The sequence below is a fragment of the Streptomyces sp. NPDC005574 genome, assembly GCF_040605435.1.
Taxonomy (GTDB): Bacteria; Actinomycetota; Actinomycetes; order Streptomycetales; family Streptomycetaceae; genus Streptomyces.
Map to the genome: position 1 here is coordinate 163,656 of NZ_JBEXCW010000001.1, position 22,993 is coordinate 186,648.

24 protein-coding genes are annotated in these 22,993 nt (G+C 68.6%); 12 read left to right on the forward strand and 12 right to left on the reverse strand.

Features of this window, described 5'->3' with window-relative positions:
- Positions 1 to 97: 97 nt before the first annotated feature.
- Both ABZT03_RS00795 and ABZT03_RS00800 read right to left on the reverse strand, forming a co-directional pair.
- Positions 98 to 310 carry a DUF5326 family protein gene (locus ABZT03_RS00795; protein WP_356031601.1) on the reverse strand — a complete coding sequence of 71 codons (213 nt, stop codon included), beginning with the start codon at positions 308 to 310 and terminating at the stop codon, positions 98 to 100.
- Between the two features lie 212 nt (positions 311 to 522).
- On the reverse strand, positions 523 to 840 hold the full coding sequence (locus ABZT03_RS00800; RefSeq protein WP_356031603.1) for a cupin domain-containing protein: 318 nt from the start codon (positions 838 to 840) through the stop codon (positions 523 to 525).
- A gap of 57 nt (positions 841 to 897) precedes the next feature.
- Here ABZT03_RS00800 and ABZT03_RS00805 point away from each other — a divergent pair, with 57 nt between their 5' ends.
- From ABZT03_RS00805 to ABZT03_RS00825, 5 genes are all read left to right on the forward strand, one after another.
- Positions 898 to 1,275 (forward strand): phage holin family protein, encoded by a 378-nt coding sequence (locus ABZT03_RS00805; protein ID WP_356031605.1) that lies wholly within the window; start codon positions 898 to 900, stop codon positions 1,273 to 1,275.
- A gap of 7 nt (positions 1,276 to 1,282) precedes the next feature.
- On the forward strand, positions 1,283 to 1,774 hold the full coding sequence (locus tag ABZT03_RS00810; protein ID WP_356031607.1) for a low molecular weight protein-tyrosine-phosphatase: 492 nt from the start codon (positions 1,283 to 1,285) through the stop codon (positions 1,772 to 1,774).
- Positions 1,771 to 2,925 (forward strand): cystathionine gamma-lyase, encoded by a 1,155-nt coding sequence (locus ABZT03_RS00815; protein WP_356031609.1) that lies wholly within the window; start codon positions 1,771 to 1,773, stop codon positions 2,923 to 2,925. The genes ABZT03_RS00810 and ABZT03_RS00815 overlap by 4 nt, the downstream gene beginning before the upstream one ends.
- Positions 2,926 to 3,173: 248 nt before the next feature.
- Positions 3,174 to 4,079, forward strand: a complete 906-nt coding sequence (locus ABZT03_RS00820) for a LysR family transcriptional regulator (protein WP_356031611.1) — start codon at positions 3,174 to 3,176, stop codon at positions 4,077 to 4,079.
- Positions 4,080 to 4,192: 113 nt separating this feature from the next.
- Positions 4,193 to 4,675 carry an NUDIX hydrolase gene (locus tag ABZT03_RS00825; RefSeq protein ID WP_356031613.1) on the forward strand — a complete coding sequence of 161 codons (483 nt, stop codon included), beginning with the start codon at positions 4,193 to 4,195 and terminating at the stop codon, positions 4,673 to 4,675.
- 77 nt (positions 4,676 to 4,752) lie between these two features.
- On the opposite strand, the gene ABZT03_RS00830 is transcribed toward ABZT03_RS00825, so the two are convergent.
- Positions 4,753 to 5,391: a haloacid dehalogenase-like hydrolase gene (locus tag ABZT03_RS00830; protein WP_356031614.1), complete on the reverse strand. Its 639-nt coding sequence runs from the start codon at positions 5,389 to 5,391 to the stop codon at positions 4,753 to 4,755.
- Between the two features lie 194 nt (positions 5,392 to 5,585).
- Here ABZT03_RS00830 and ABZT03_RS00835 point away from each other — a divergent pair, with 194 nt between their 5' ends.
- Entirely contained in the window at positions 5,586 to 6,452 is an 867-nt protein-coding gene (locus tag ABZT03_RS00835) for a GNAT family N-acetyltransferase (RefSeq protein ID WP_356031616.1), read from the forward strand.
- A gap of 94 nt (positions 6,453 to 6,546) precedes the next feature.
- On the opposite strand, the gene ABZT03_RS00840 is transcribed toward ABZT03_RS00835, so the two are convergent.
- Entirely contained in the window at positions 6,547 to 7,755 is a 1,209-nt protein-coding gene (locus ABZT03_RS00840) for an MFS transporter (protein ID WP_356031618.1), read from the reverse strand.
- 141 nt (positions 7,756 to 7,896) lie between these two features.
- Here ABZT03_RS00840 and ABZT03_RS00845 point away from each other — a divergent pair, with 141 nt between their 5' ends.
- Both ABZT03_RS00845 and ABZT03_RS00850 read left to right on the forward strand, forming a co-directional pair.
- Complete coding sequence (locus tag ABZT03_RS00845) at positions 7,897 to 8,361, forward strand: MarR family transcriptional regulator (RefSeq protein WP_356031620.1); 465 nt, start codon at positions 7,897 to 7,899, stop codon at positions 8,359 to 8,361.
- Positions 8,362 to 8,402: 41 nt separating this feature from the next.
- Positions 8,403 to 8,855, forward strand: a complete 453-nt coding sequence (locus ABZT03_RS00850; protein ID WP_356031621.1) for a GNAT family N-acetyltransferase — start codon at positions 8,403 to 8,405, stop codon at positions 8,853 to 8,855.
- A 65-nt stretch (positions 8,856 to 8,920) separates the two neighbouring features.
- Here ABZT03_RS00850 and ABZT03_RS00855 read toward each other — a convergent pair whose 3' ends face one another.
- Both ABZT03_RS00855 and dnaB read right to left on the reverse strand, forming a co-directional pair.
- Positions 8,921 to 10,306: a serine hydrolase domain-containing protein gene (locus tag ABZT03_RS00855; protein ID WP_356031623.1), complete on the reverse strand. Its 1,386-nt coding sequence runs from the start codon at positions 10,304 to 10,306 to the stop codon at positions 8,921 to 8,923.
- A 61-nt stretch (positions 10,307 to 10,367) separates the two neighbouring features.
- Positions 10,368 to 11,846 carry a replicative DNA helicase gene (dnaB, locus tag ABZT03_RS00860; protein WP_356031625.1) on the reverse strand — a complete coding sequence of 493 codons (1,479 nt, stop codon included), beginning with the start codon at positions 11,844 to 11,846 and terminating at the stop codon, positions 10,368 to 10,370.
- 460 nt (positions 11,847 to 12,306) lie between these two features.
- Between dnaB and ABZT03_RS00865 the strand changes: the two genes are divergently transcribed.
- Positions 12,307 to 13,644, forward strand: coding sequence for an MATE family efflux transporter (locus ABZT03_RS00865; protein ID WP_356031627.1), 1,338 nt, complete (start codon positions 12,307 to 12,309; stop codon positions 13,642 to 13,644).
- Between the two features lie 140 nt (positions 13,645 to 13,784).
- Here ABZT03_RS00865 and rplI read toward each other — a convergent pair whose 3' ends face one another.
- From rplI to rpsF, 4 genes are all read right to left on the reverse strand, one after another.
- Entirely contained in the window at positions 13,785 to 14,231 is a 447-nt protein-coding gene (gene rplI / locus ABZT03_RS00870) for a 50S ribosomal protein L9 (RefSeq protein WP_356031629.1), read from the reverse strand.
- Positions 14,232 to 14,249: 18 nt separating this feature from the next.
- Positions 14,250 to 14,486: a 30S ribosomal protein S18 gene (gene rpsR, locus ABZT03_RS00875; protein ID WP_003949403.1), complete on the reverse strand. Its 237-nt coding sequence runs from the start codon at positions 14,484 to 14,486 to the stop codon at positions 14,250 to 14,252.
- 45 nt (positions 14,487 to 14,531) lie between these two features.
- Complete coding sequence (locus ABZT03_RS00880) at positions 14,532 to 15,146, reverse strand: single-stranded DNA-binding protein (RefSeq protein ID WP_356031631.1); 615 nt, start codon at positions 15,144 to 15,146, stop codon at positions 14,532 to 14,534.
- Positions 15,147 to 15,224: 78 nt separating this feature from the next.
- Complete coding sequence (rpsF, locus tag ABZT03_RS00885; protein ID WP_006604399.1) at positions 15,225 to 15,515, reverse strand: 30S ribosomal protein S6; 291 nt, start codon at positions 15,513 to 15,515, stop codon at positions 15,225 to 15,227.
- Between the two features lie 262 nt (positions 15,516 to 15,777).
- Between rpsF and ABZT03_RS00890 the strand changes: the two genes are divergently transcribed.
- The 3 genes from ABZT03_RS00890 (at position 15,778) to ABZT03_RS00900 (ending at position 18,488) form a co-directional block, all read left to right on the forward strand.
- Positions 15,778 to 16,092 (forward strand): hypothetical protein, encoded by a 315-nt coding sequence (locus ABZT03_RS00890; RefSeq protein ID WP_356031633.1) that lies wholly within the window; start codon positions 15,778 to 15,780, stop codon positions 16,090 to 16,092.
- A gap of 179 nt (positions 16,093 to 16,271) precedes the next feature.
- Entirely contained in the window at positions 16,272 to 17,393 is a 1,122-nt protein-coding gene (gene femX / locus ABZT03_RS00895; RefSeq protein WP_356031635.1) for a peptidoglycan bridge formation glycyltransferase FemX, read from the forward strand.
- Positions 17,394 to 17,456: 63 nt separating this feature from the next.
- Entirely contained in the window at positions 17,457 to 18,488 is a 1,032-nt protein-coding gene (locus ABZT03_RS00900) for an alanine racemase (protein WP_356031637.1), read from the forward strand.
- A 130-nt stretch (positions 18,489 to 18,618) separates the two neighbouring features.
- Here ABZT03_RS00900 and ABZT03_RS00905 read toward each other — a convergent pair whose 3' ends face one another.
- Together ABZT03_RS00905 and ABZT03_RS00910 are read right to left on the reverse strand one after the other, a co-directional pair.
- Entirely contained in the window at positions 18,619 to 20,118 is a 1,500-nt protein-coding gene (locus tag ABZT03_RS00905) for a glycosyltransferase 87 family protein (protein ID WP_356031639.1), read from the reverse strand.
- Between the two features lie 107 nt (positions 20,119 to 20,225).
- Positions 20,226 to 22,925, reverse strand: a complete 2,700-nt coding sequence (locus tag ABZT03_RS00910) for a transglycosylase domain-containing protein (RefSeq protein WP_356031641.1) — start codon at positions 22,923 to 22,925, stop codon at positions 20,226 to 20,228.
- Positions 22,926 to 22,993 lie beyond the last annotated feature (68 nt).

Here is a 22,993-nt window from a genome sequence, read left to right on the forward strand (position 1 = left end):
ACCGCCTGCCACCGCTTGCGGACGGCCTGTCCGGGAAACTTCCCCCACCCGAGGGAACCGGTGATTCCTGTTACCGCTCACCGGTTTCCCGGCAGGCTCACCAGTCGCCACGCGACGAAGAACTCGCCGTGAACTTCCGTACGACGTAGATGAGTCCGCCGACCAGGGCCACGAAGACCAGTGCCTTGAAGAGCAGACCGATGAAGAAGCCCACGACGCTGGCTATCAGTCCGCCGAACACGACCAGGGCGATGACCGGCACCGCGACCCACTTCACCCACCAGGGCAGTCCCGCGAAGATCTCTCGCATCGCTCTCGTCCTTACCTCTCCGCCCGTCGCTGTGCCGGGTTCCTGTCGACGACCCGCGTGGGCGGTGCCGGGTCCTGTCGACCCCCGCACGTCCGCCGCCGGGTCCTGCTTGTGTCCTGCGGTCGATGCTAGAGCCGCGAGGGGCCCCGGCGGGGGCCTCGCACCCCTTGTCGTCCCCTGACCGAACCCCTAGGGAACCCTGAGGCCGCGGCTCAGCTCTCGGGCGGAGAGAAGACCACCATGACCCGCAGGTCCTCGCTGATGTGGTGGAACTTGTGGGCCACCCCGGCCGGTACGTACACGACGCTGCCGCGCGAAACCTGGGTGGTCTCCATGCCGACGGTGATCGCGGCGCGGCCGCTCACCACGAAGTACACCTCGTCCTGGTTGTGCGGCTGCTGCCGGTCGTGCTCGCCGGCGTCCAGCGCGTACAGACCGACCGACATGTTCCGCTCACGCAGGAACTGCAGGTAGGCGCCGTCGTTGGCGGCGCGCTCCGCCTCCAGTTCGTCCAGCCGGAATGCCTTCATCGACTTCGTCCGCCCTCGCCGTACTCGTCACCGATCTCTTCTGCCACGATCAGACACATGAAGAATTTCCTAGTCAAGACGATCGCCAACGCGGGCGCACTGGCGGTCGCGGTGTGGCTGCTCGACAAGATCACCCTGACCGGTGACAGCACGGGCAAGGAGGTCGCCACCCTGATACTGGTCGCCCTGGTCTTCGGCCTGGTGAACGTCCTGGTCAAGCCGGTTGTGCAGGTACTGACCTTCCCGTTGTTCGTCTTGACGCTCGGTCTGATCACCCTGGTGGTCAACGCGCTGATGCTGCTGCTCACCTCGTGGCTGGCCGACAAGCTCGACCTCAGCTTCCACGTCGAGGGCTTCTGGACCGCCGTCCTGGGCGGCCTGATCATCTCGATCGTCTCCTGGGCCCTCAACGTGGTCCTGCCGGACGGGGACTGAGCCCGCCATGCCCTATCGCGTCTGCTTCGTCTGCACGGGCAACATCTGCCGCTCACCCATGGCCGAATCCGTCTTCCGTGCCCGCGTGCGGGAGGCCGGCCTCGACGGCCTGGTCGAAGTCGACAGCGCCGGCACCGACGGATGGCACGAGGGCGACGGTGCCGACCCGCGCACCGTCGCCGTCCTGGAGGCCCACGGCTACGGGAGCGCCCACACCGCCCGGCGGTTCCAGGCGTCCTGGTTCTCCCGGCTCGACCTCGTCGTCGCCCTCGACATCGGCCACTTCCGGGCGCTGCGCCGCCTCGCGCCCACCGGGCAGGACGCGGAGAAGGTGCGCCTGCTCCGCTCGTACGACCCCGCCGACCCGGACGACCTGGACGTTCCGGACCCGTACTACGGGGGGACGGACGGCTTCGAGGAGTGTCTTGAGATGGTGGAGGCGGCGAGCGACGGTCTGCTCGCCGCGGTGAGTGAGCACGTGGGAGGACGAGCGGCATGAGCGGTACGGAGACACGGGGGCTGTCGGACGGCGGCGGTGACGGCACGCGCGCGGTGCGGGCCGGGCTGCCCGAACCGGTCAAGCACGAGCCGACCTTGCCCGGGCCGGTCTTCGCCGCCCACTTCCACCTGCCAGGCGATCCCACCGGCCCCTACACCTACGGCCGCGACGAGAACCCCACCTGGACCCTGCTGGAGCGGGCGATCAGCGAGCTGGAGGCGCCGGGACGGGGGGACGCCCAGACGCTCGTGTTCGCCTCGGGCATGGCCGCGATCTCCTCGGTGCTCTTCTCCCAGCTGAGCGCCGGGGACGCGGTCGTCCTGCCGGGCGACGGCTACCAGGTGCTGCCCCTCGTACGCGCCCAGCTGGAGGCGTACGGCATCGAGGTGCGCAACGCTCCCACCGGCGGCGACGCGCAACTCGACGTCCTGGACGGCGCGAAACTGCTGTGGATCGAGAGCCCGTCGAACCCCGGGCTGGACGTGTGCGACATCCGCAGGCTCGCCGCCGAAGCACACGCGCGCGGCGCGCTGGTGGCCGTCGACAACACCCTCGCCACACCGCTGGGGCAGCGCCCGCTGGAACTCGGCGCAGACTTCTCGGTCGCTAGCGGCACCAAACAGCTCACCGGGCACGGCGACGTGCTCCTCGGATACGTCACCGGCCGCGACGCCGGGACGATGACCGGCGTACGGCGCTGGCGGAAGATCGTCGGGGCCATCCCGGGGCCCATGGAGGCCTGGCTCGCCCACCGTTCCATCGCCACGATCCAGCTGCGGGTCGACCGGCAGAACGCGAGCGCGCTCGTCGTCGCCGAGGCCCTGCGGAGCCGGCCGGAGGTGACCGGGCTGCGGTATCCCGGACTGCCCGACGACCCCTCGCACAAGATCGCCTCGCAGCAGATGCGCCGCTACGGATGCGTGGTGTCCTTCACGCTGCCCTCACGCGAGCGGGCCGACGGTTTCCTCGACGCGTTGCGGCTCGTGGACGACGCGACCAGCTTCGGCGGGGTGCGGTCCACCGCCGAACGGCGTGGCCGCTGGGGCGGGGACGCGGTGCCCGAGGGGTTCGTCCGTCTCTCCGTCGGAGCCGAGGACCCCGAGGACCTGGTGGCAGACGTGCTGCGCGCGCTGGACGAGTCGGCGCACTGACCGGCCCGGGCGCAGGGGAAACCGTCGGCACGCTCACGCGCCGCCGTGTCCGGCTGTGCACGGCGGACGGTCCGAGCCTCCCCCCTCGTGGCTCGGACCGTCCCGGTTCTGCGCGCGAAGAACCGCGCGCACAAGGCTAGTTGACTCTGTGTCAGTGTCCAATCACAGTAGCGACAGGTCCCTATCGACTTATTTATAGTTGGGCGCGGCCGGGGGCCGGGGGAAGGGCAGGGAAGGGGAGGGCGTTCATGGATCTGGCCTTGCTGCGCACCTTCGTGACCGTGCACCGGGCCGGTTCCTTCACCCGCGCCGCCGCCCTGCTGGGCCTCTCCCAGCCCGCCGTGACCTCCCAGATCCGCACGCTGGAGCGGCAGTTGGGCCGCCCGCTCTTCCTGCGCCGGGCCCGCGGTGTGACACCGACGACCATCGGGGACGAACTCGCCCACAAGGCCGCGCCGCATCTCGACGCCCTGGTGGAGATCGCCGAGACCGGTCTCGACGACGAGTCCTCCGTACGGACCCTGCACCTCGCCGGGCCTCCCGAGTTCACCGCCGAGCGGGCGCTGCCCGCCCTGACGGAGCTGACCGGCGAGGACGGCCAGGGATTCGCCCTGCGGGCGTCCTTCGGGAACGCCGAGGAGACTTTGGAGGGGCTGGCCGCCGGACATCATGATCTGGCCATCTGCACGGCCCGTCCGCGCGGGCCGCTGCTCACGGCGACTGCGCTGTGCGACGAGGAACACGTGCTGGTGGCCGCCCCGCGCTGGGCAGGGGAGTTCGACCCGGCGGATCCTCACAGCAAGGGCGCGCTCGCGCTGGAGCAGGTCCCGCTGATCGAGGTGCACGAGTCCCTGCCCTTCGTCTCCCGCTACTGGGCCTCCGTCTTCGACTCCCGCCCGCCCGCTCCCGGCACCGTCATCGTTCCCGACCTGCGCGCCGTCCTCGCGTGCGCGGTCGCGGGTGCGGGCCTCGCCGTACTGCCCCGCTATCTCTGCGGCCAGGCGCTGGAGCGGGGTGACGTGCTGGCGCTGCACGATCCGGCGGTGCCGCCCCTGCGGACGTACTTCCTGGTGGTCCGTACCGGCACGCTGGCGATGCCGCACATCGCACGGGCCCACGAGTGGCTGCTGCACGCGGCCACCGACTGGTGCTGAGCCGCGCTCCGGGGGACGACTGGAGGGGCCGGGCCCCTGTCGATCGCGCCCCGATCCCGGTCGGTGACCTCTCGCGATGTTTCACGTGGAACCAGCCGGGCCACATTCCTCCCATGACCGTCCGACCCGTGGTCAAGCGCACCGCCCGTGCCGTTCTGCTGGACGGCGACAACCTGATCCTGATCAAACGCACCAAGCCTGGTGTCGATCCTTACTGGGTCACGCCCGGAGGCGGCGTCGAGCCGGAGGACCCGACCGTGGTGCATGCCCTGCACCGCGAGGTCCACGAGGAACTCGGCGCCAAGATCACCGATGTGGTGCCCTGCTTCGTGGACACCGTCGAGCACATCGGTGAGGACAGTGGCACATCCGGTGTGAAGGTGCAGCACTTCTTCGTCTGCCACCTCGAGTCCATGGACGCCGGGCTGCGGCACGGCCCCGAGGTGGACGAGCCCATCGGCGAGTACGAGATCGTACGGGTGCCGTTCACCCGTGTCGGGATCGCCACCGTCCACCTGGTACCGCTGTCCTTGCGGCACTACCTGGACGGAAACATCGAGGGTGTGCGCGCGCTGCACGCCCCGGACCTCGGCTGACGCGGGCCGACCGGTGCCGTGCCTGCCATGACCCCGGCCGAGGTCCCTCAGACACCGTGCCGCCGGCCAACACGAGGTCAGCCGGCCTGCGCTTGACGCACCAGTTCATACGCTTCCCACAGGTCCGTCCCCCGGTAGGAATGAGTGGCGACGTCGGAAAGATGATGGTCGGCATTCACCGCGACGGAGACGGGCACGACACCGAAGAGATCCTTGTCCGACGATGAATCCCCGTAAGCGACACAGTCGGCCCGCCGTACTCCGAACTCCGCACAGAGCCGTTCGGCGATCAGCACCTTGGCCGCCGCGCTGAGGACACCCGACGGGTCCACCGGTTCGGTGAAGGGCACAGCGGGGAACCGCGACCCGTAGGCGGCATGCGCACCCCATCCGGTCAGGCGTTCCACGAAGAAGGACGGCGAAAGCGACACGACCGCGCAGTAGTCGCCCTGCTGTCCGATCTCCGCCCACACCTCGCGGATACGAGCCAGCCACGGCGCACTCTCGAAGGCCGCCGTCACGTGGGCGTCGGTGAGGTCCGTCCAGAGCTCCCGTATCCGTGCCGCGTACTGGGGCGGCGTGACCAGACCCGCAAGAGCGGCCGCGTCCAGAGCCAGCGTCTCTGTTTCCAGACCGAGCTGTCGCGAGATTTCCACGGGCGCGCTCGTGCCGTGCAGCAAAGTGCCGTCGAGATCGAAGAGATGAAGTCTCGCCATGGCTCCAGAGGCTAGTGGCGCCCAGTTTGGCTCCCCCGGGTCATTGCCGGATGCTTGCCGTTCGCCGATGTTTCACGTGAAACCGACACCGCCGGTCGATGCACTGTGGGGCGGCCCACCTCATGGCCAAAAGCTCGTATGTGACGCGGGAAAGAGGTGGACGGCAAGGGCGCCCGTCCGACAGCCTGACCTGCGTGCCGACTGCCTCTCACACCGCTCTGCCGATTCGCCGGCTGACGCTCCGCGATCTCACCGCCTGCGCCGACTTGTCCGAGGACCGGGGGTGGCCGCGCGAAGAACACAAGTGGGGCCTTCTCCTCGCGGCCGGCAAGGGATACGGCATCGACGACCCCGGCGGGGGCCTGGTGACCGCCTGCGTGGTCACCGAGTACGGGCCGCGGGACCGCCCCGACCTCGGGGCCATCGGCATGGTCCTGGTCGCCGAACGGCACGCTCGCCAGGGAGTCGGCCGGCGGCTGATGCACCACGTCGTCTCCGAGATGGGCCCGACGCCACTGACCCTGCACGCGACACCGTACGGGCGCCCGCTCTATGAGGAACTCGGTTTCAAAGCCGTCGGACGGGCCGAGATGCTGTGCGGCCGCTTCCATCCCGGTGGACCGGAACCCGAGGTGTCGACCCGTGCGGCCACTGCCGAGGACCTCATCTCGATCCTCCGGCTCGATGAGGAGGTGTTCGGCGCCGACCGTACGCACATCGTGACCCGGCTGCCCGCCTTCGCCGACCAGTTGCGCGTGGCGGAGGCTCAGGACCGGATCGTCGGATACGCGGCGGCCTGGCCCAACATGGACACCCTTGTCGTGGGCCCCCTGATCGCCGAGGACACCGAGACGGCGAAGGCACTGCTCGCTTCCCTCGCCGCCCGCACCGACCGTCCCCTGCGGACGGACATCGACGTGCGGCACGAGCAGCTGATCACCTGGGCGAAGGAGCGCGGGCTGGAGTCCGTCGCCTTCAACGCGGTCATGACCTACGGGATCACGGAGCCGCCTGGGGACTGGAGCCGACGGTTCGCACCACTGACGGTGGCAGCGGGCTGAGAGGACCCACCCGTACGACGACGCCGGCTCCCGCAGTTCCGGGAACCGGCGTTCATGCCGGATCGCTCCAAGAGCCCCACCGGGCCCGGCTGGCTCAGCCGTGCACCGCGGCCCGCTGTCCGGGCGCTGAGGTCTCCGCGCCGGCCTCGGCAGCGACGGTGTCACGGCGTTCCAAGGCGGCCGACAGGAAGGCGAGGAGCAGCGCGGCGGCGGCGAGGACGGCGCCGACCCAGTTCGGTGCCGTGTACCCGAAGCCGGCACCGATGACGATCCCGCCGAGCCACGCGGAGAGCGCGTTGCCCAGGTTGAAGGCGCCGATGTTCACGGCTGAGGCGAGGGTCGGCGCGCCGTGTGCCTGGTCGAGCACCCGCTTCTGGAGCGGCGGGACGGTCGCGAACCCCAGGGCGCCGATGAGGGCGATCGTGACGGCTGCCGACGCCTTGTGGTGGGCGGTGATCGTGAAGAGCGCCAGGACGACGGCCAGGGCGCCCAGCGAGACGTACAGCAGGGGCATCAGGGCGCGGTCGGCGAACCTGCCACCGATGAGGTTGCCGGCGACCATGCCGAGACCGAACAGCACGAGCAGCCAGGTGACGGAGCCGTCGGCGAAGCCCGCGACGTGGGTCATCATCGGCGCGATGTAGGTGATGGCCGCGAAGACACCGCCGAAGCCGAGCACGGTCATCGCCATCGCGAGCAGGACCTGGGTGTTCTTGAACGCGGCCACCTCGTGCCTGAGCCGCACTTCGTGCGCCCTGGGCAGGACGGGCACGAGCTTGGCGATGCCGACCAGGCCGACGACCCCGAGAGCCGCGACGATGCCGAAGGTGAACCGCCAGCCGAGGGACTGTCCGACCAGGGTGCCGAGCGGGACGCCGACGACGTTGGCGACGGTCAGTCCGGTGAACATCATCGCGATGGCTCCGGCCTTCTTGTCCGGGGCGACCAGGTCTGCCGCGACGACCGAACCGATGCCGAAGAAGGCGCCGTGCGCGAGCGAGGCGACCACCCGGCCGATCAGCATGACGCCGAAGGACGGCGCCAGGGCGGAGAGCAGGTTGCCGGCGACGAAGAGGCCCATCAGCAGCATCAGCATCCGCTTGCGGGGGATCCTGGTTCCGAGGACGGTCATGAGGGGCGCACCGAACATGACGCCGAGGGCGTAGCCGGTCACCAGGAAGCCGGCGGTGGGGATGGAGACACCGAAGTCGCCGGCGACCTGGGGCAGCAGGCCCATGATCACGAACTCGGTCGTACCGATGCCGAAGGCCCCGATCGCGAGGGCCAGAAGCGCGAGCGGCATGTGCGGGCACCTTCCAGAAGAGTGCAGAGGTTCGTCAAGCACCGACCACGTTAATTGCAGACGCGGGTTATTTGCAAACGCTGACTATCGCGATATTGGAGTATCCTGGTCCGCGTCGCTCCTGGACGGAGGAAACGCCTGATGACCGCCACGGACCCCGCACTCACCGCCCTCGCACAGGGCTGGTGCGCGCTCTCCCTGCTGCACGGCCGCATCGAGGCCCACATCGAACGGGCCCTGCAGGGCGAGCACGACCTGAGCGTGCGCGAGTACTCCCTGCTCGACGTCCTCAGCCGGCAGCACGACGGCGAGGGCGGCCATCTGCAGATGAAGCAGGTCGCCGACGCGGTCGTCCTCAGCCAGAGCGCCACCACCCGCCTGGTCACCAGGCTCGAGGACCGTGGCCTGCTCTCGCGCTACCTGTGCCCCACCGACCGTCGCGGGATCTACACCGATGTCACCGACGCCGGCCTCACTCTGCTGGAACAGGCCCGGCCCACCAACGACACCGCCCTGCGTGAGGCACTCGACGAAGCCTCCAAGACCCCCGAACTGGCTCCTCTGGTCCGGGTGGTGGAGTCACTGAACGCTCCCGCGACGGCATGAGCGGCCGGCTCCTGCCGGCCTCGGCTGCGTAGGGTGCGGTCATGGGAGATCTTGAAATACGGCCCGCCACGAGGGACGACATCCCCGCGATCGTGGCCATGCTCGCCGACGACCCGCTGGGCGCCCAGCTGGAGTCCCCCGACGACCTTGCCCCGTACCTGGCCGCACTGGAACGCCTCTCGACCGACCCGAACCAGCACCTGGTCGTCGCCGTGCGCGCGGGACAGGTCGCCGGCACACTCCAGCTCACGGTGATCCCGGGTCTGTCCCGCCGCGGTGCCACCCGGTCGATCATCGAGGGCGTCCGCGTCCATGCAGACGAACGCGGCAGCGGGCTGGGGACGCAGTTCATCGAGTGGGCAGTCGATGAATCCCGACGCCAGGGATGCCAGTTGGTGCAGCTGACCTCGGACGCCACCCGCACGGACGCCCATCGTTTCTACGAGCGGCTCGGTTTCACCGCCTCACACGTGGGCTTCAAGCTCACTCTGTGAGCGCCCATGGCGTAAGCGGAGCGGCCTGTTTCACGTGAAACAGGCCGCTCCGTCCAGGCCACTCGTCAGCTGATCCCCCGCCACCCTTCGGGGTCCACCCCACCCGGGACGGCGGACCCCTCGTCGTACGGCTGACGGGTGAAGACGAACGAGCCGAGGTCCAGATGATCCACGGATCCGTCAGGACGCCGTACCGCCTTCAGGAGCTCTCCGGCGTAGTAACCCTCCAGTCCGGTCCACGTGCCGTCGCCGTTCGCGCGGAAACGCGAACGGCGGCCGTTGGCGGCCAGGGGCTCCAGTGAAGCGAGCCCGTCGGCCGTCAGCCGCAGTGCGAAGCCGTAGGTCCCCCAGTACCACTGGCCCGCCAACTCCAGGGCCGCCGGATCGACTTCGGCAAGGGGTAGCCAGGGCGCGGGGATCCGGGGTTCCGCCTCGGCGACGATCCGCACCAGGTCCGCGCCTACGGTGGCAAGCGGCGGACCCGAGGTGCAGTTGGCAAGCACCACCGCGGCGACATCGTCCGCCACCCCGATCGTGAGGTTCGCCAGAAAGCCGGGCAGCGAACCCGAGTGCCCCACGAGCAGCCTGCCGTCCCGGTGCTGGACCTGCAGGCCGAGCCCGTAGGCGGCACCGTCCACGACGTCGGTGGCCTCGGCGGGTGCCGCGGGCGCCCGCATCTCCTGAACGGTGCGCGCGCCGAGCACCCGGTCGTCCCCCTGCGTCAGGAAGACCGCGAAACGGGCCAGGTCGCCGGTCGTCGACCAGAGCTGACCGGCGGGTGCCATGCAGCCAAGATCCTCGGCCGGCTCGCACAGCATCACATCGGCCCAGGGGTGCACCGCCCACCCGCCCGCATGCGGAGCCTTCGGCCGCACAGTTGTACGGTCGAGACCCAGAGGATCAAGCACCTCGTGTCGCAGGACCTCCTCCCACGGAGCTCCCCGCAACTGCTCGACCAGCGCGCCCAGCAGGGTGTAGCCGGGATTCGAGTAGTGGAAACGGCGGCCGACCGGATGCCGGAAGGGCTGATCCCCCAGCACGTCGACGAGCTGCGGGCGCAGGGCCCCGGGACTGCGCTCCCACCATGGCGCCGGCGACTCGGCGGCCAACCCGCTGGTGTGGGCGAGCAGTTCGGCGATGGTCGCCTCCCCCGCACCCGTGCCCGGCAGATGCTTCTCCAGCGGATCGCCGAGGTCGAGCACACCCTCGTCACGCAGCCGCAGGACGAGCACGGCGGTGAAGGTCTTGGTGATCGAGCCGATGCGGTACTGCACGTTCTCGTCCGGTGCGTGACCGTCCACCGAGGTCCGCGCCCCGTGCCACACGGCACGTCCCTCCCGTACGACCGCGGCGACCAGCGACGGCGCGCGCCCTTCGGCCTGGGCCACCGCGATGCGGTGCAGCAGCGCCCGCCGGGTAGCGGGGAGCAGATCTTCCTGAGCTGTCGTCATGCCCCCAGTCCATCCCGCGGAGGACCCCGAGGTCGAGCTCATTTGCCCTGGGGCCGCCGGCTCAGGTCTGCGCCATGTCCACGAACCGCGAGTAGTGGCCCTGGAAGGCGACCGTGATCGTCGCCGTCGGACCGTTTCGATGCTTGGCCACGATCAGGTCCGCCTCGCCGGCCCGGGGCGACTCCTTCTCGTAGGCATCCTCCCGGTGCAGCAGGATGACCATGTCCGCGTCCTGCTCGATCGAACCTGACTCACGCAGGTCGGAGACCATCGGCTTCTTGTCCGTGCGCTGCTCGGGACCACGGTTGAGCTGCGACAGCGCGATCACCGGGACCTCCAGCTCCTTCGCCAGGAGCTTGAGGTTCCGGGACATGTCCGAGACCTCCTGCTGGCGGTTCTCGGCGCGCTTGGAACCACCGGACTGCATCAGCTGGAGATAGTCGATCACGACCAGCCGGATGTCGTTGCGCTGCTTGAGACGCCGGCACTTGGCGCGGATCTCCATCATGGAAAGGTTCGGCGAGTCGTCGATGAAGAGCGGCGCGGCGGAGACGTCCGGCATCCGGCGGGCCAGCCGCGTCCAGTCCTCGTCGGTCATCGTGCCCGACCTCATGTGGTGCAGCGCCACTCTGGCCTCGGCGGACAGCAGACGCATCGCGATCTCGTTGCGGCCCATCTCGAGGGAGAAGATGACGCTGGGCAGGTTGTTCTTGATCGACGCGGCCCGTGCGAAGTCCAGTGCGAGCGTCGACTTTCCCATGGCCGGTCGGGCGGCGATGACGATCATCTGGCCCGGGTGCAGCCCGTTGGTGAGCGAGTCGAAGTCGGTGAAGCCCGTTGGCACACCGGTCATCTCCCCGCTGCGCGAGCCGATCGCCTCGATCTCGTCTAGCGCGCCCTCCATGATGTCGCCGAGCGGCAGGTAGTCCTCGCTCGTGCGCTGCTCGGTGACCGCGTAGATCTCGGCCTGGGCGCGGTTGACGATCTCGTCGACGTCGTCGTCGGCCGCGTATCCCATCTGCGTGATGCGGGTGCCGGCCTCGACCAGGCGGCGCAGGACCGCGCGTTCGTGGACGATCTCCGCGTAGTACTCGGCGTTCGCCGCCGTGGGCACGGTCTGGACGAGGGTGTGCAGATAGGAGGCGCCGCCGACCTTGTTGATCTCCCCGCGCTTGGTGAGTTCCGCGGCGATCGTGATGGGGTCGGCGGGCTCGCCCTTCGCGTAGACGTCGAGGATCGCCTGGTAGACGGTCTCGTGCGCGGGTTTGTAGAAGTCATGGCCCTTCAGGACCTCGACGACGTCCGCGATGGCGTCCTTGGACAGCAGCATGCCGCCGAGCACGGACTGTTCGGCGTCCAGGTCCTGCGGTGGGACACGCTCGAAGGAGGACGAGCCGCCGTCCCAGGAGCCGTTCTCCCGGCCGCGGTCGTGCTGCTCGTCCCGACCCCGGCCGCCCTCTCCACGGCGTCGTGAGGCAGGCAGACGATCACTGGGACCGCTGTCGGCCCACGGGTCGTCCAAGGGCTCGGAAATACTCACCGAGCCACCTCCTCCCGTCCGCCGAGCGGACCTCGGCGTGCCCCTCTGTTCTACGGCACGCCACTGACAACTGAGAGCCCCAACTCCGGTTCTGGCGCGTCGGTTTTGTGATGTTTTCCTAGGCGGACGGACAGAGCGGGTGCCGCACCACGGTAGGCCCGCGGGCACCGTCAGCCAATCTGGTTATCCACAGGCCATGTGGACGACGGCCCGGATGCTGTGGAGAACTCCCCGAAACCTGTGCACGACCCGGTGGACGAGCCTGTGAACAAGCCCTCTTCCTCTTCAGGCAACCAGCTCTGACCTGCACCTTTCCCGTCCACCGGCTGTGCAGAAGAAAAACTTTCCCACTCGGGCCAAGTTCTCCTCGAACAGTGCGCGACAGCGTGCGCCACGCAACGGCAAGTAAGGGTCCTTATGGGATTGCATCTCTTACCTGTGGACGATTACATTGGTGCTCATGACACAGGCTCCCGTGACCTCCAAGGCCACCCGGCGACAGCACGACCGGGAGATCGTGGCACTGGCCGTCCCGGCCTTCGGCGCGCTCGTCGCCGAGCCCCTGTTCGTCATGGCGGACAGTGCGATCGTCGGCCACCTCGGCACGGCTCAACTCGCGGGACTGGGCGTCGCCTCGGCCCTCCTCACGACAGCTGTCAGCGTGTTCGTCTTCCTCGCCTACGCGACCACGGCCGCCGTCGCCCGCCGCCTCGGAGCCGGCGACCTCGGGGCCGCCATCCGCCAGGGCATGGACGGCATCTGGCTGGCACTGCTGCTGGGTGCCGCGGTGATCGCCGTCGTCCTGCCCACAGCTCCGGCCATCGTGGATCTCTTCGGCGCCTCCGACACGGCGGCTCCCTTCGCGGTCACCTATCTACGCATCTCCGCCCTGGGTATCCCGGCCATGCTCGTCGTGCTCGCGGCGACCGGTGTGCTGCGCGGTCTGCAGGACACCAGGACCCCGCTCTACGTCGCCGTAGGCGGCTTCGTCGCCAACGCCGCCCTCAACGTCGGTCTGGTGTACGGCGCCGGCCTCGGTATCGCCGGCTCCGCCTGGGGAACCGTCATCGCCCAGTGCGGGATGGCCGCCGCATATCTGACGGTGGTCGTCCGGGGAGCCCGCAGACACGGTGCCTCTCTCCGTCCCGATGCCGCCGGGATCAGAGCCTCCGCCCAAGCCGGCGTCCCGCTGCTGGTCCGCACGCTGTCGCTGCGGGCCATCCTGATGATCGCCACGGCCGTCGCGGCCCGTCTCGGAGACGCCGACATCGCGGCCCACCAGATCGTCCTGTCCCTCTGGAGTTTGCTCGCCTTCGCCCTGGACGCCATCGCCATCGCCGGCCAGGCGATCATCGGGCGTTACCTCGGTGCCGACGATCCCCACGGGGCTCGAGCCGCCTGCCGGCGGATGGTGGAGTGGGGCATCGCGGCAGGTGTGGTGCTCGGGCTGCTCGTGGTGGCGTGCAGGCCGCTCTTCCTGCCTCTGTTCACAGGCGATTCGCTGGTCAAGGACGTCGCACTGCCCGCCCTGCTCATGGTGGCGCTCTCCCAGCCGATCTGCGGAGTCGTCTTCGTGCTGGACGGCGTCCTGATGGGAGCGGGCGACGGGCCGTACCTCGCCTGGGCGATGGTGCTCACCCTGGTCGTCTTCACTCCGGTTGCTCTGCTCGTGCCGGTGTTCGGCGGTGGACTGACCGCGCTCTGGGGTGCGATGACGTTGATGATGACCGTGCGGATGCTGACCCTCTGGCTGCGTGCCCGTTCGGGGCGCTGGATCGTCACCGGCGCGACCCGCTGACCGTTTCACGTGAAACCGGCGCTTCAGGCGAGTCCGGTGTTTCACGTGAAACAGACTCGCCGCCCACCCCGTTAGGCACGAAGTGGGGCCACACCCATCAGGTGTGGCCCCACTGTCAGCTGTTCAGCCGAGTGCGGCGATCAGGCCGCGACGACCTCGAGGTTCACCTTGGCGGCGACCTCGGGGTGCAGACGCACCGACGTCTCGTGCGCGCCCAGGGTCTTGATCGGCGAGGTCAGCTCGATACGACGCTTGTCGACCTCGGGGCCACCGGAAGCCTTGATCGCGGAAGCGATGTCGGCCGGGGTGACGGAACCGAAGAGACGACCGGCGTCGCCGGAGCGGACAGCCAGACGGACCTTGACGCCCTCGAGCTGGGCCTTCACGGAGTTGGCCTGCTCGATGGTCTGGATCTCGTGGATCTTGCGAGCGCGACGAATCTGCTCGACGTCCTTCTCGCCACCCTTGGTCCAGCGGATAGCGAACTTCCGCGGGATCAGGTAGTTGCGAGCGTAACCGTCCTTGACGTCGACGACGTCGCCCGCGGCACCGAGGCCGGAGACCTCGTGGGTGAGGATGATCTTCATTGGTAGGTCACCCTTCCCTTATCGCGCGGTGGAGGTGTAGGGCAGCAGCGCCATCTCACGGCTGTTCTTGACAGCCGTGGCGACGTCACGCTGGTGCTGCGTGCAGTTGCCGGTCACGCGGCGGGCACGGATCTTGCCGCGGTCGGAAATGAACTTCCGCAGCATGTTCGTGTCCTTGTAGTCCACGTACGTGACCTTGTCCTTGCAGAATGCGCAGACCTTCTTCTTAGGCTTGCGCACAGGCGGCTTCGCCATGGTGTTTCTCCTGTGTGATCAAGAAGTGTGGGTACGAACCCGTCCCTAGAAGGGGGGCTCGTCCGAGTAGCCGCCGCCGCTGCCGCTGCCGCTGCCGCTGCCGCTGCCGGAGTTTCCACCCCAGCCGCCGCCACCGCCGCCCTGGTTGCCACCGGCGGGAGCACCGCCGGTCGCCCACGGGTCGTCGGCGGGAGCACCGCCGCCGCCCTGCTGGCCGCCGCCGGAGCCACCGCCCCAACTGCCGCCACCCTGGGCGCCGCCACCGCCGCCGCCGTAACCACCCTGACCGCCGCGACCGGCGGTCTTGGTGACCTTGGCCGTGGCGCTGCGCAGGCTGGCACCGACTTCCTCGACGTCAAGCTCGTAGACCGTGCGCTTGACACCCTCACGGTCCTCGTAGGACCGCTGCTTCAGCCGGCCCTGCACGATGACGCGCATGCCTCGCTGAAGCGACTCCGCGACGTTCTCCGCCGCCTGACGCCAGACCGAGCAGGTCAGAAAGAGGCTTTCGCCGTCCTTCCACTCGTTCGTCTGGCGGTCGAAGGTGCGGGGAGTGGACGCGACACGGAACTTCGCGACCGCCGCACCGGAGGGGGTGAAGCGCAGCTCGGGGTCGTCGACAAGATTGCCGACGACCGTGATGACGGTCTCGCCTGCCATGGGGGAACCTCTCGGCGGGTTTGCTGCTGGCTGCTTGTGCTGCTGCTACTCGAATCCCGAGATCGCTGAGCGGGAGGCTCAGTGGGTCTCGGGGCGGAGGACCTTGGTCCGGAGGACCGACTCGTTCAGGTTCATCTGGCGGTCGAGCTCCTTGACGACCGCAGGCTCGGCCTGCAGGTCGATGACCGAGTAGATGCCCTCGGGCTTCTTCTTGATCTCGTACGAGAGACGACGACGGCCCCAGGTGTCGACCTTCTCGACCTTTCCGTTGCCCTCACGGACGACGGAGAGGAAGTTCTCGATCAGCGGGGAGACAGCGCGCTCCTCGAGATCGGGGTCGAGGATGACCATCACCTCGTAATGACGCATGTGGAACCCACCTCCTTTGGACTCAGCGGCCACGGTCGTTCCGTGGCAGGAGGGTTGTGATGCGTTCGCAACGGTATCGGCCGCCACTGACAATCGGGGGTTCCTCGCGGGACTCCCTGCCGACGTGGGCAGACACCGGTGCAGACGGTACACACTACCCGCACACGTGCTTCCGGTTGAAATCCGGCCCCCAAGGCCGTCAGTCTGTACACATCGGGTGTGTATGGCGCTACGATGCGCCGTCTTCCGCAGGAGGTGCCCTATGGCACAGGCAATGCGACCCAACACCGCCGGAGGCCTTTTCGCCACGGACGGCCGGCCCCATCCGCTCCAGGACACGCTGCTCGCGGTGACCCTGGTGCTCGGACTGACGGCCGCCATCACGGCGATCTTCGACAGCCTGCACCTGGTCAGCTCATGGGCCGGCCTGGTGGGGATCCTGACCGGCGCGTACGGCCAGTGGATCTCGGAGACGACCCGCGAACGCTTCGGACTCATCCTGGGTCTGGGCGCCAGCGCGGTCGGTTTCTTCCTGGGCATGGCGCACGGGGGGCTCTTCGGCGGGGTCATCGGCTGACGCCAAGGACACCGTCCCCCGAACACCGCACAGAGCACCGCTGAACGGCTCGGCGACCGACAGGCCGGGGCGAAGGTGCCGTACGCCCAGTCGGAGCGCTCCCCGGGCGCAGTAGGCTTCGCCGCGAGAGCCGGAGCCCCTGTACCCATGGGGACACACCAGCCCGAGGAGCGCCCCGAATGAGCCTGACCCTGAGGACCATCAGTCGCGAGCAGCATCTGGCATACATCCAGAGCCTGCCGTCGGCGAGCCACATGCAGGTCCCGGCCTGGGCAGACGTGAAGGCGGAGTGGCGCTCGGAGAGCCTCGGCTGGTTCGACGGCCGCACCGGCGAGATGGTCGGCGCGGGTCTGGTCCTGTACCGCCAACTGCCCAAGATCAAGCGTTACCTGGCCTACCTTCCCGAAGGCCCGGTCATCAACTGGTTCGCGCCGAATCTCACCGAGTGGCTGGAACCGATGCTCGCGCACCTCAAGCAGCAGGGCGCGTTCTCGGTGAAGATGGGACCGCCGGTGATCATCCGGCGCTGGGAGGCCCCCTCGATCAAGCAGGGCATCCAGAACCCGGACGTGAAGCGGCTGCGCGACATCGAGGCCGACTTCATCGAGCCGCGTGCCTTCGAGGTGGCGGACAAGCTGCGCCGTATGGGCTGGCAGCAGGGGGAGGACGGCGGCGCCGGCTTCGGCGACGTACAGCCGCGTTACGTCTACCAGGTGCCGCTGGCCAACCGGTCCCTGGAAGAGGTCCACTCGAACTTCAACCAGCTGTGGCGCCGCAACATCAAGAAGGCGGAGAAGTCCGGGGTCGAGGTCGTCCAGGGCGGCTACCAGGACCTCGAGGAATGGCAGCGGCTGTACGAGATCACGGCCGTGCGCGACCACTTCCGGCCGCGCCCCCTGTCGTACTTCCAGCGCATGTGGACGGCCCTCAACAACGAGGACCCCAACCGCATGCGGCTGTACTTCGCCCGGCACAACGGGGTGAACCTGTCCGCGGCGACGATGCTGATCGTCGGCGGGCACGTCTGGTACTCCTACGGCGCCTCCGACAACATCGGCCGTGAGGTCCGGCCCTCGAACGCGATGCAGTGGCGGATGCTGCGGGACGCCTACGCCCTCGGCGCGACCGTCTACGACCTGCGGGGCATCTCCGACTCGCTGGACGAGACCGACCACCTCTTCGGCCTGATCCAGTTCAAGGTGGGCACGGGCGGCCAGGCCGCCGAGTACCTCGGCGAGTGGGACTTCCCGCTGAACAAGCTGCTCCACAAGGCGCTGGACATGTATATGTCGCGTCGCTGACGTCCAGCTGTCCGGTTCCACCTCTGACACACCCCAGCCACGAGAAAGGTCCTAGGTCCGGCCATGGCGCTCACCCTCTACGTCGACACCGCGCGCTGGCGGGCGCATCACAAGCACGTGCAGGAGCAATTCCCCGCGCTCGTGCCGGTCTGCAAGGGCAACGGCTACGGCTTCGGACACGAGCGGCTGGCGGAGGAGGCCACCCGGATGGGCTCGGACGTCCTCGCCGTCGGCACGACCTACGAAGCCGCGCGCATCAAGGACTGGTTCGGCGGCGACCTGCTGGTGCTGACGCCCTACCGCCGTGGCGAGGAGCCCGTGCCGCTGCCCGACCGGGTCATCCGCTCGGTGTCGTCGATCGACGGCGTCTACGGCCTGGTCGGCGCCCGCGTGGTCATCGAGGTGATGTCCTCGATGAAGCGGCACGGCATCACCGAGCAGGAGCTGCCGCAGCTGCACGCCGCCACCGAGAACGTCCGCCTGGAGGGTTTCGCGATCCACCTGCCGCTGGACCGCACCGACGGCTCGGACGCCGTCGAGGAGGTCATCGGCTGGATGGACCGGCTGCGCGCGGCCCGGCTGCCGCTGCACACGATGTTCGTCAGCCACCTCAAGGCCGAGGAACTCGCCCGGCTCCAGCAGCAGTTCCCGCAGACCCTTTTCCGCGCGCGGATCGGCACGCGGCTGTGGCTGGGCGACCACGACGCCACCGAGTACCGCGGGGCCGTCCTGGACGTCACGCGCGTCGACAAGGGTGACCGTTTCGGCTACCGGCAGCAGAAGGCGGCCTCCGACGGCTGGCTGGTGGTCGTGGCGGGCGGTACGTCGCACGGGGTGGGCCTGGAGGCTCCCAAGGCCCTGCACGGCGTCATGCCGCGGGCCAAGGGCGTCGCGCGCGCCGGCCTGGCCACGGTGAACCGGAACCTCTCCCCGTTCGTCTGGGGCGGCAAGCAGCGCTGGTTCGCCGAGCCGCCGCACATGCAGGTGTCGATCCTCTTCGTGCCCTCGGACGCGCCGGAGCCGAAGGTGGGCGAGGAACTGGTGGCCCATCTGCGGCACACCACCACGCAGTTCGACCGGATCGTCGACCGCTGACAGCTCCCGGACAGCGGAAGGCCGTACACGGAATGTCCGTGTACGGCCTTTTGGGTACGGCCCCCGACCGCTGTTCGCTCACAGCGAACAGCGGTCGGGGGCGGGCTCGACCGGGTGCTGCCCGGCTCTCTCAGGCCGGCCCGTCGGCCGGGTCCCGGCTGCCCCACTCCACCTGAGGCGTCGCGAGGTGTGCGGCGTGCCGCGGCGGATGGGCGGCGGAGCCGAAGGCGAACACGTCCTCGGCCCCGTCGAGCACCCCGCCAGAGGGGTCGTCATCACCGGCTCGGCGCACCACGTCCCGCTCCGGCATGAGGATGTCCCGCACGACCACGGCACACAGGTACAACGTCCCCAGCAGGTGCAGGCCGATGGCCCAGTGATAGCCGTCGGTGGGCAGGCCCTTGTGGGCCTCTCCGCTGGTCGTGTAGGCGAGGTACATCCAGATTCCGAGGAAGTACGCCACCTCGCACGCCTGCCAGATCAGGAAGTCGCGCCACTTCGGCCGGGCCAGGGCGGCGAGCGGGATCAGCCACAGGACGTACTGCGGTGAGTAGACCTTGTTGGTGACGATGAAGGCCGCGACGATCAGGAACGCCAGTTGGGCGAAGCGCGGCCGGCGCGGCGCGGTGAGGGCGAGCACCGCGATGCCCACGCAGCACAGCAGCACCAGCAGCATGGCGAAGAGGTTCACCGTCTCGGTGCTGAGCGGATTCGACGACTTCTGGGCCATGATCAGCCAGAAGGACCCGAAGTCGACACCGCGTTCCTGGCTGAAGGTGTAGAACTTCGACCAGCCGTCGAAGGCGAAGAGCATCACCGGCAGGTTCACGACCAGCCAGGCGACGACCGAACCCCCCAGCGCCTTGCCGAAGTCCCGCCATTTGCCCGCACGCCAGCACAACAGGAACAGCGGGCCGAGCAGGAAGACGGGATAGAGCTTGGCGGCCGTGGCGAGCCCCAGCAGCACGCCGAAGGCGAGAGGCCGGCTCCGTGACCACATCAGCATCGCGGCGGCCGTCAGCGCGACCGCCAGCAGGTCCCAGTTGATGGTCGCGGTCAGGGCGAAGGCGGGCGCCACGGCGACCAGCAGCCCGTCCCAGGGCCGCCGGGCGTGCGTGCGGGTGACACAGACGGCGATGACGGCCGCGCACACCATCAGCATTCCGGCGTTGACCATCCAGTACCACTGCTCCTGGTGCTGAATGGTGCCGCTGCCAGGTGTGAGCCAGGAGGCCACCTCCATGAACACGCCGGTCAGTACCGGGTATTCGAGGTACTGCATGTCACCGGGCAGCTTGTCGAAGTACGGCACGAGCCCGTCGGCGAAGCCGCGCCCCTGATAGAGGTGCGGGATGTCCGAGTAGCACGCGTGCGTGTACTGCGAGCTGGCGCCGAAGAACCAGGCGCCGTCGTAGCACGGCGCCTTCTGGACCAGCCCGAGGGCGAAGACGCCGATCGCCACGAGCGCGACGATCCGTACGGGAGTCCACCAGGACGTCCCGAGCAGGGCACGCCGTCCGATGGGGCCGCCGATCAGCTCGCTGCCGTTCGCAGCGACCGCGTCCTCCTTGGTCGGCAGCACCGGGTCCGTGGCGTGGACGCTCGCTCGCGTCGATTCAGCACTGGGCATGCCGCTCATCCTGCCGTACGTGTCTAGGAATACGCCGAGGGCCGCCGCACCTGGTGGGTACGGCGGCCCTTGTTTCACGTGAAACACCCGTGACGGGCTATACGCGACTAACCGGTCGAGCCTCCGAAGATGCCCCCGTTGCCATTGCCTCTGGTGTTGCCGTTCCCGGTCGACTCCGAAGCCGAGGGCGAGGAGGAAACGCCTCCGTCAGTGCCACCCGCGTCCGCCCCACCGGTCTCACCGGGGCACTGGAACTCGAACTGGCAGGTCTCGCTCACGGTCGGAGTCGGAGAGGTCACCGTCACGCTCGGCGTCGGCGTCGGCGTGGGGGACGGCTCCTGTGTCTCGCTGGGCGTGGGCGTGGGCGTCGGGGACGGGACGTCGTTGACGATCTGACCGATGGGTTCGGGAGTCGGGAAGTCCTTCACGGACAGGCCCTTCATGGCCTGCTCCATGTAGTCGTGCCAGATCTCGGCCGGGAACGACGCACCGTGGATCTTCTCCTGGCCACCCGTCCCGTACATCTTCAGGAAGGTGCGGTTCTTCTTGGTCTCGTCGTCGTCGTACCGGAACATGTTGATCGAGGTGGACAGCTGCGGGGTGTAGCCGACGAACCAGGCCGACTTGTTGCCGTCGGTGGTACCGGTCTTGCCGGCAACCTCACGGCCGGCCAGCTGGGCGTTGGTGCCGGTGCCCTTCTCGACCACGGTCTTGAGGACGTCGGTGACGTTGTCGGCTACCGCGGGCTCGAACGCGTCCTCGCTCACGGTCTTGTGAACGAAGACGGTGCCGTCCGCACCGGTGACCTTCTTGACGGAGAACGGTTCCCGCTGCTGGCCGCTGGCCGCGAAGGTGGCGTACGCGCCGGCCATCCGGATCGCGCTCGGATCGGAGATGCCGATGGAGAAGGACGGGAAGCTCGTGCCGGTGAGGCTGTCCGGCTTGAGACCCGCGTCGATGGCGGAGTCCTTCACCTTGTCCAGACCGACGTCCATGCCCAGCTGCACGAAGGCCGAGTTCACCGACTCCCTCATCGCCTCGCGGAGGTCGATCTGGAACTTCGGCGGGCTGCCGTAGGACGCGTTGCCGTCATTCGTCTGCAGCCACTCCTCGCCCTTCTCGTTCTTCCAGACGTTCTTCTGGTAGTCCTCGATCTTCAGCTTGTTCTGGCCGCTGTACAGGCTCTTCGGAGAGACGACGGTGCGCTCGTCCTGCGCCTGTGACGCGGGACCTTCGGGGTTGCGCACGCCCCACTTCATCGCCGCCGCGAGCACGAACGGCTTGAAGGTCGAACCGACCTGGGCACCGGTGACGTCGGCGTTGTCGGTGAAGTGCTTGGTCGCGTCCTCACCGCCGTAGATCGCCTTGATGGCACCTGTCTCCGGATCCACGGACGCCCCGCCGAACTGGACGTGTGTGTCGGTGTCCGGGCGCTTCTTGGGATCGATGTTGGCCTTGCGGACCTTCTTGACCGCGGCTTCCAGTGCGTTGACCTTCTTCTTGTCGAAGGTCGTGTAGATCGAGTAGCCGCCCCGCTGCAGGTCGGTCTCGGTCAACTTTGTGTTGTTGACCAGGTAGCCCTTGGCCAGGTCGACGAGATAGCCGATCTGACCGCTCAGCCGGGTGTTCGAGCGAGGGTTCTTCCACGATGGGAGCTTCGTGAACTGTGCCCGCTTCGCCTCGGACAGGTGGCCGTACTCCACCATCTTGTCGAGCGTGTCCTGCATCTGGGCCAAGGCCCGCTTCTGGTTCGCCTGGGGAGTGGCGCCGACCGAGTCGACGGAAGGCATGCCCGCCGGGTCGTAGTACGTGGCGCCCTTGAGCATGGCCGCCAGGAAGGCGCACTGGCCCTCGTCGAGGTCGACGGCTTCCTTGTCGAAGTACGCGCGGGCGGCCGCCTGGAGCCCGAAGGCGCTGCGCCCGTAGTACGCGGAGTTCAGATAGCCGGCCATGATCTCGTCCTTCGAGACCGTGGTGCCCACCTTCACGGAGACGAAGATCTCCTTGAACTTGCGCGAGAGCGTCTGCGACTGATCGTCGAGCATCGCGTTCTTGACGTACTGCTGGGTGATGGTGGAGCCACCCTGCGTCTGACCACCCCGGGCCATGTTGAACACGGCGCGGGCGATGCCCTTGGGGTCGATGCCGCTGTCGGTCTCGAAGGTCTTGTTCTCCTGCGAGATGACGGCGTACCGCATCGCGGGGGGAATGGACGCGTAGTTGATGATCTGGCGGTTGGTCTCACCACCCGTGGAGACCATCTCGGTGCCGTCGGACCAGTAGAAGACGTTGTTCTGCGCCGTCGCCGTCTTGGCCACGATGGGAACGCTCACCAGTGCGTACCCGACACCGGCGACCGCGACCAGACCACCCACGAAGCCGAGGAACAGGGCCGTCACCAGCTTCCACGACGGGATCCAGCGGCCCACGCCGTACTTCCCGGCCCGCGGGTAGTCGACGAAGCGCTTCTTGGGCGGACCCGCCGAGCGCCCTCTGCCCCGGCCGCCGGGACCGTTCGGACCGTCCGGCGCGCCACGCCGGCCGGCGGGCTCGTCCGCCCGGCGACGGCTGCCGCTGCTTCTCTGTGCCGCGCGCCGGGCCTCGGCCCGGCCGCCGGACAGGCGTTCCTCACCTCCCGGCCCATAGGAGTCCGACTCCTGGGAACTCGTCCCGTAGGAGTCGGAAAGTGACCCGGTGGCGCCTCGCGGTGCCGCACGGCGGCCGGAGGACGAGCTGGACTGGCCGCGTCGGTTCGCGGCACGTCCGCCTCCCTGCGGCGGCGGCGGTTTGCGACGGTGCTCGCTCATCGAACGACTACTCCTCGGGCAGGCGCACCGTTGCGCGCCTGGAAAAGGCGACTGGTTTCCGGTCCCCC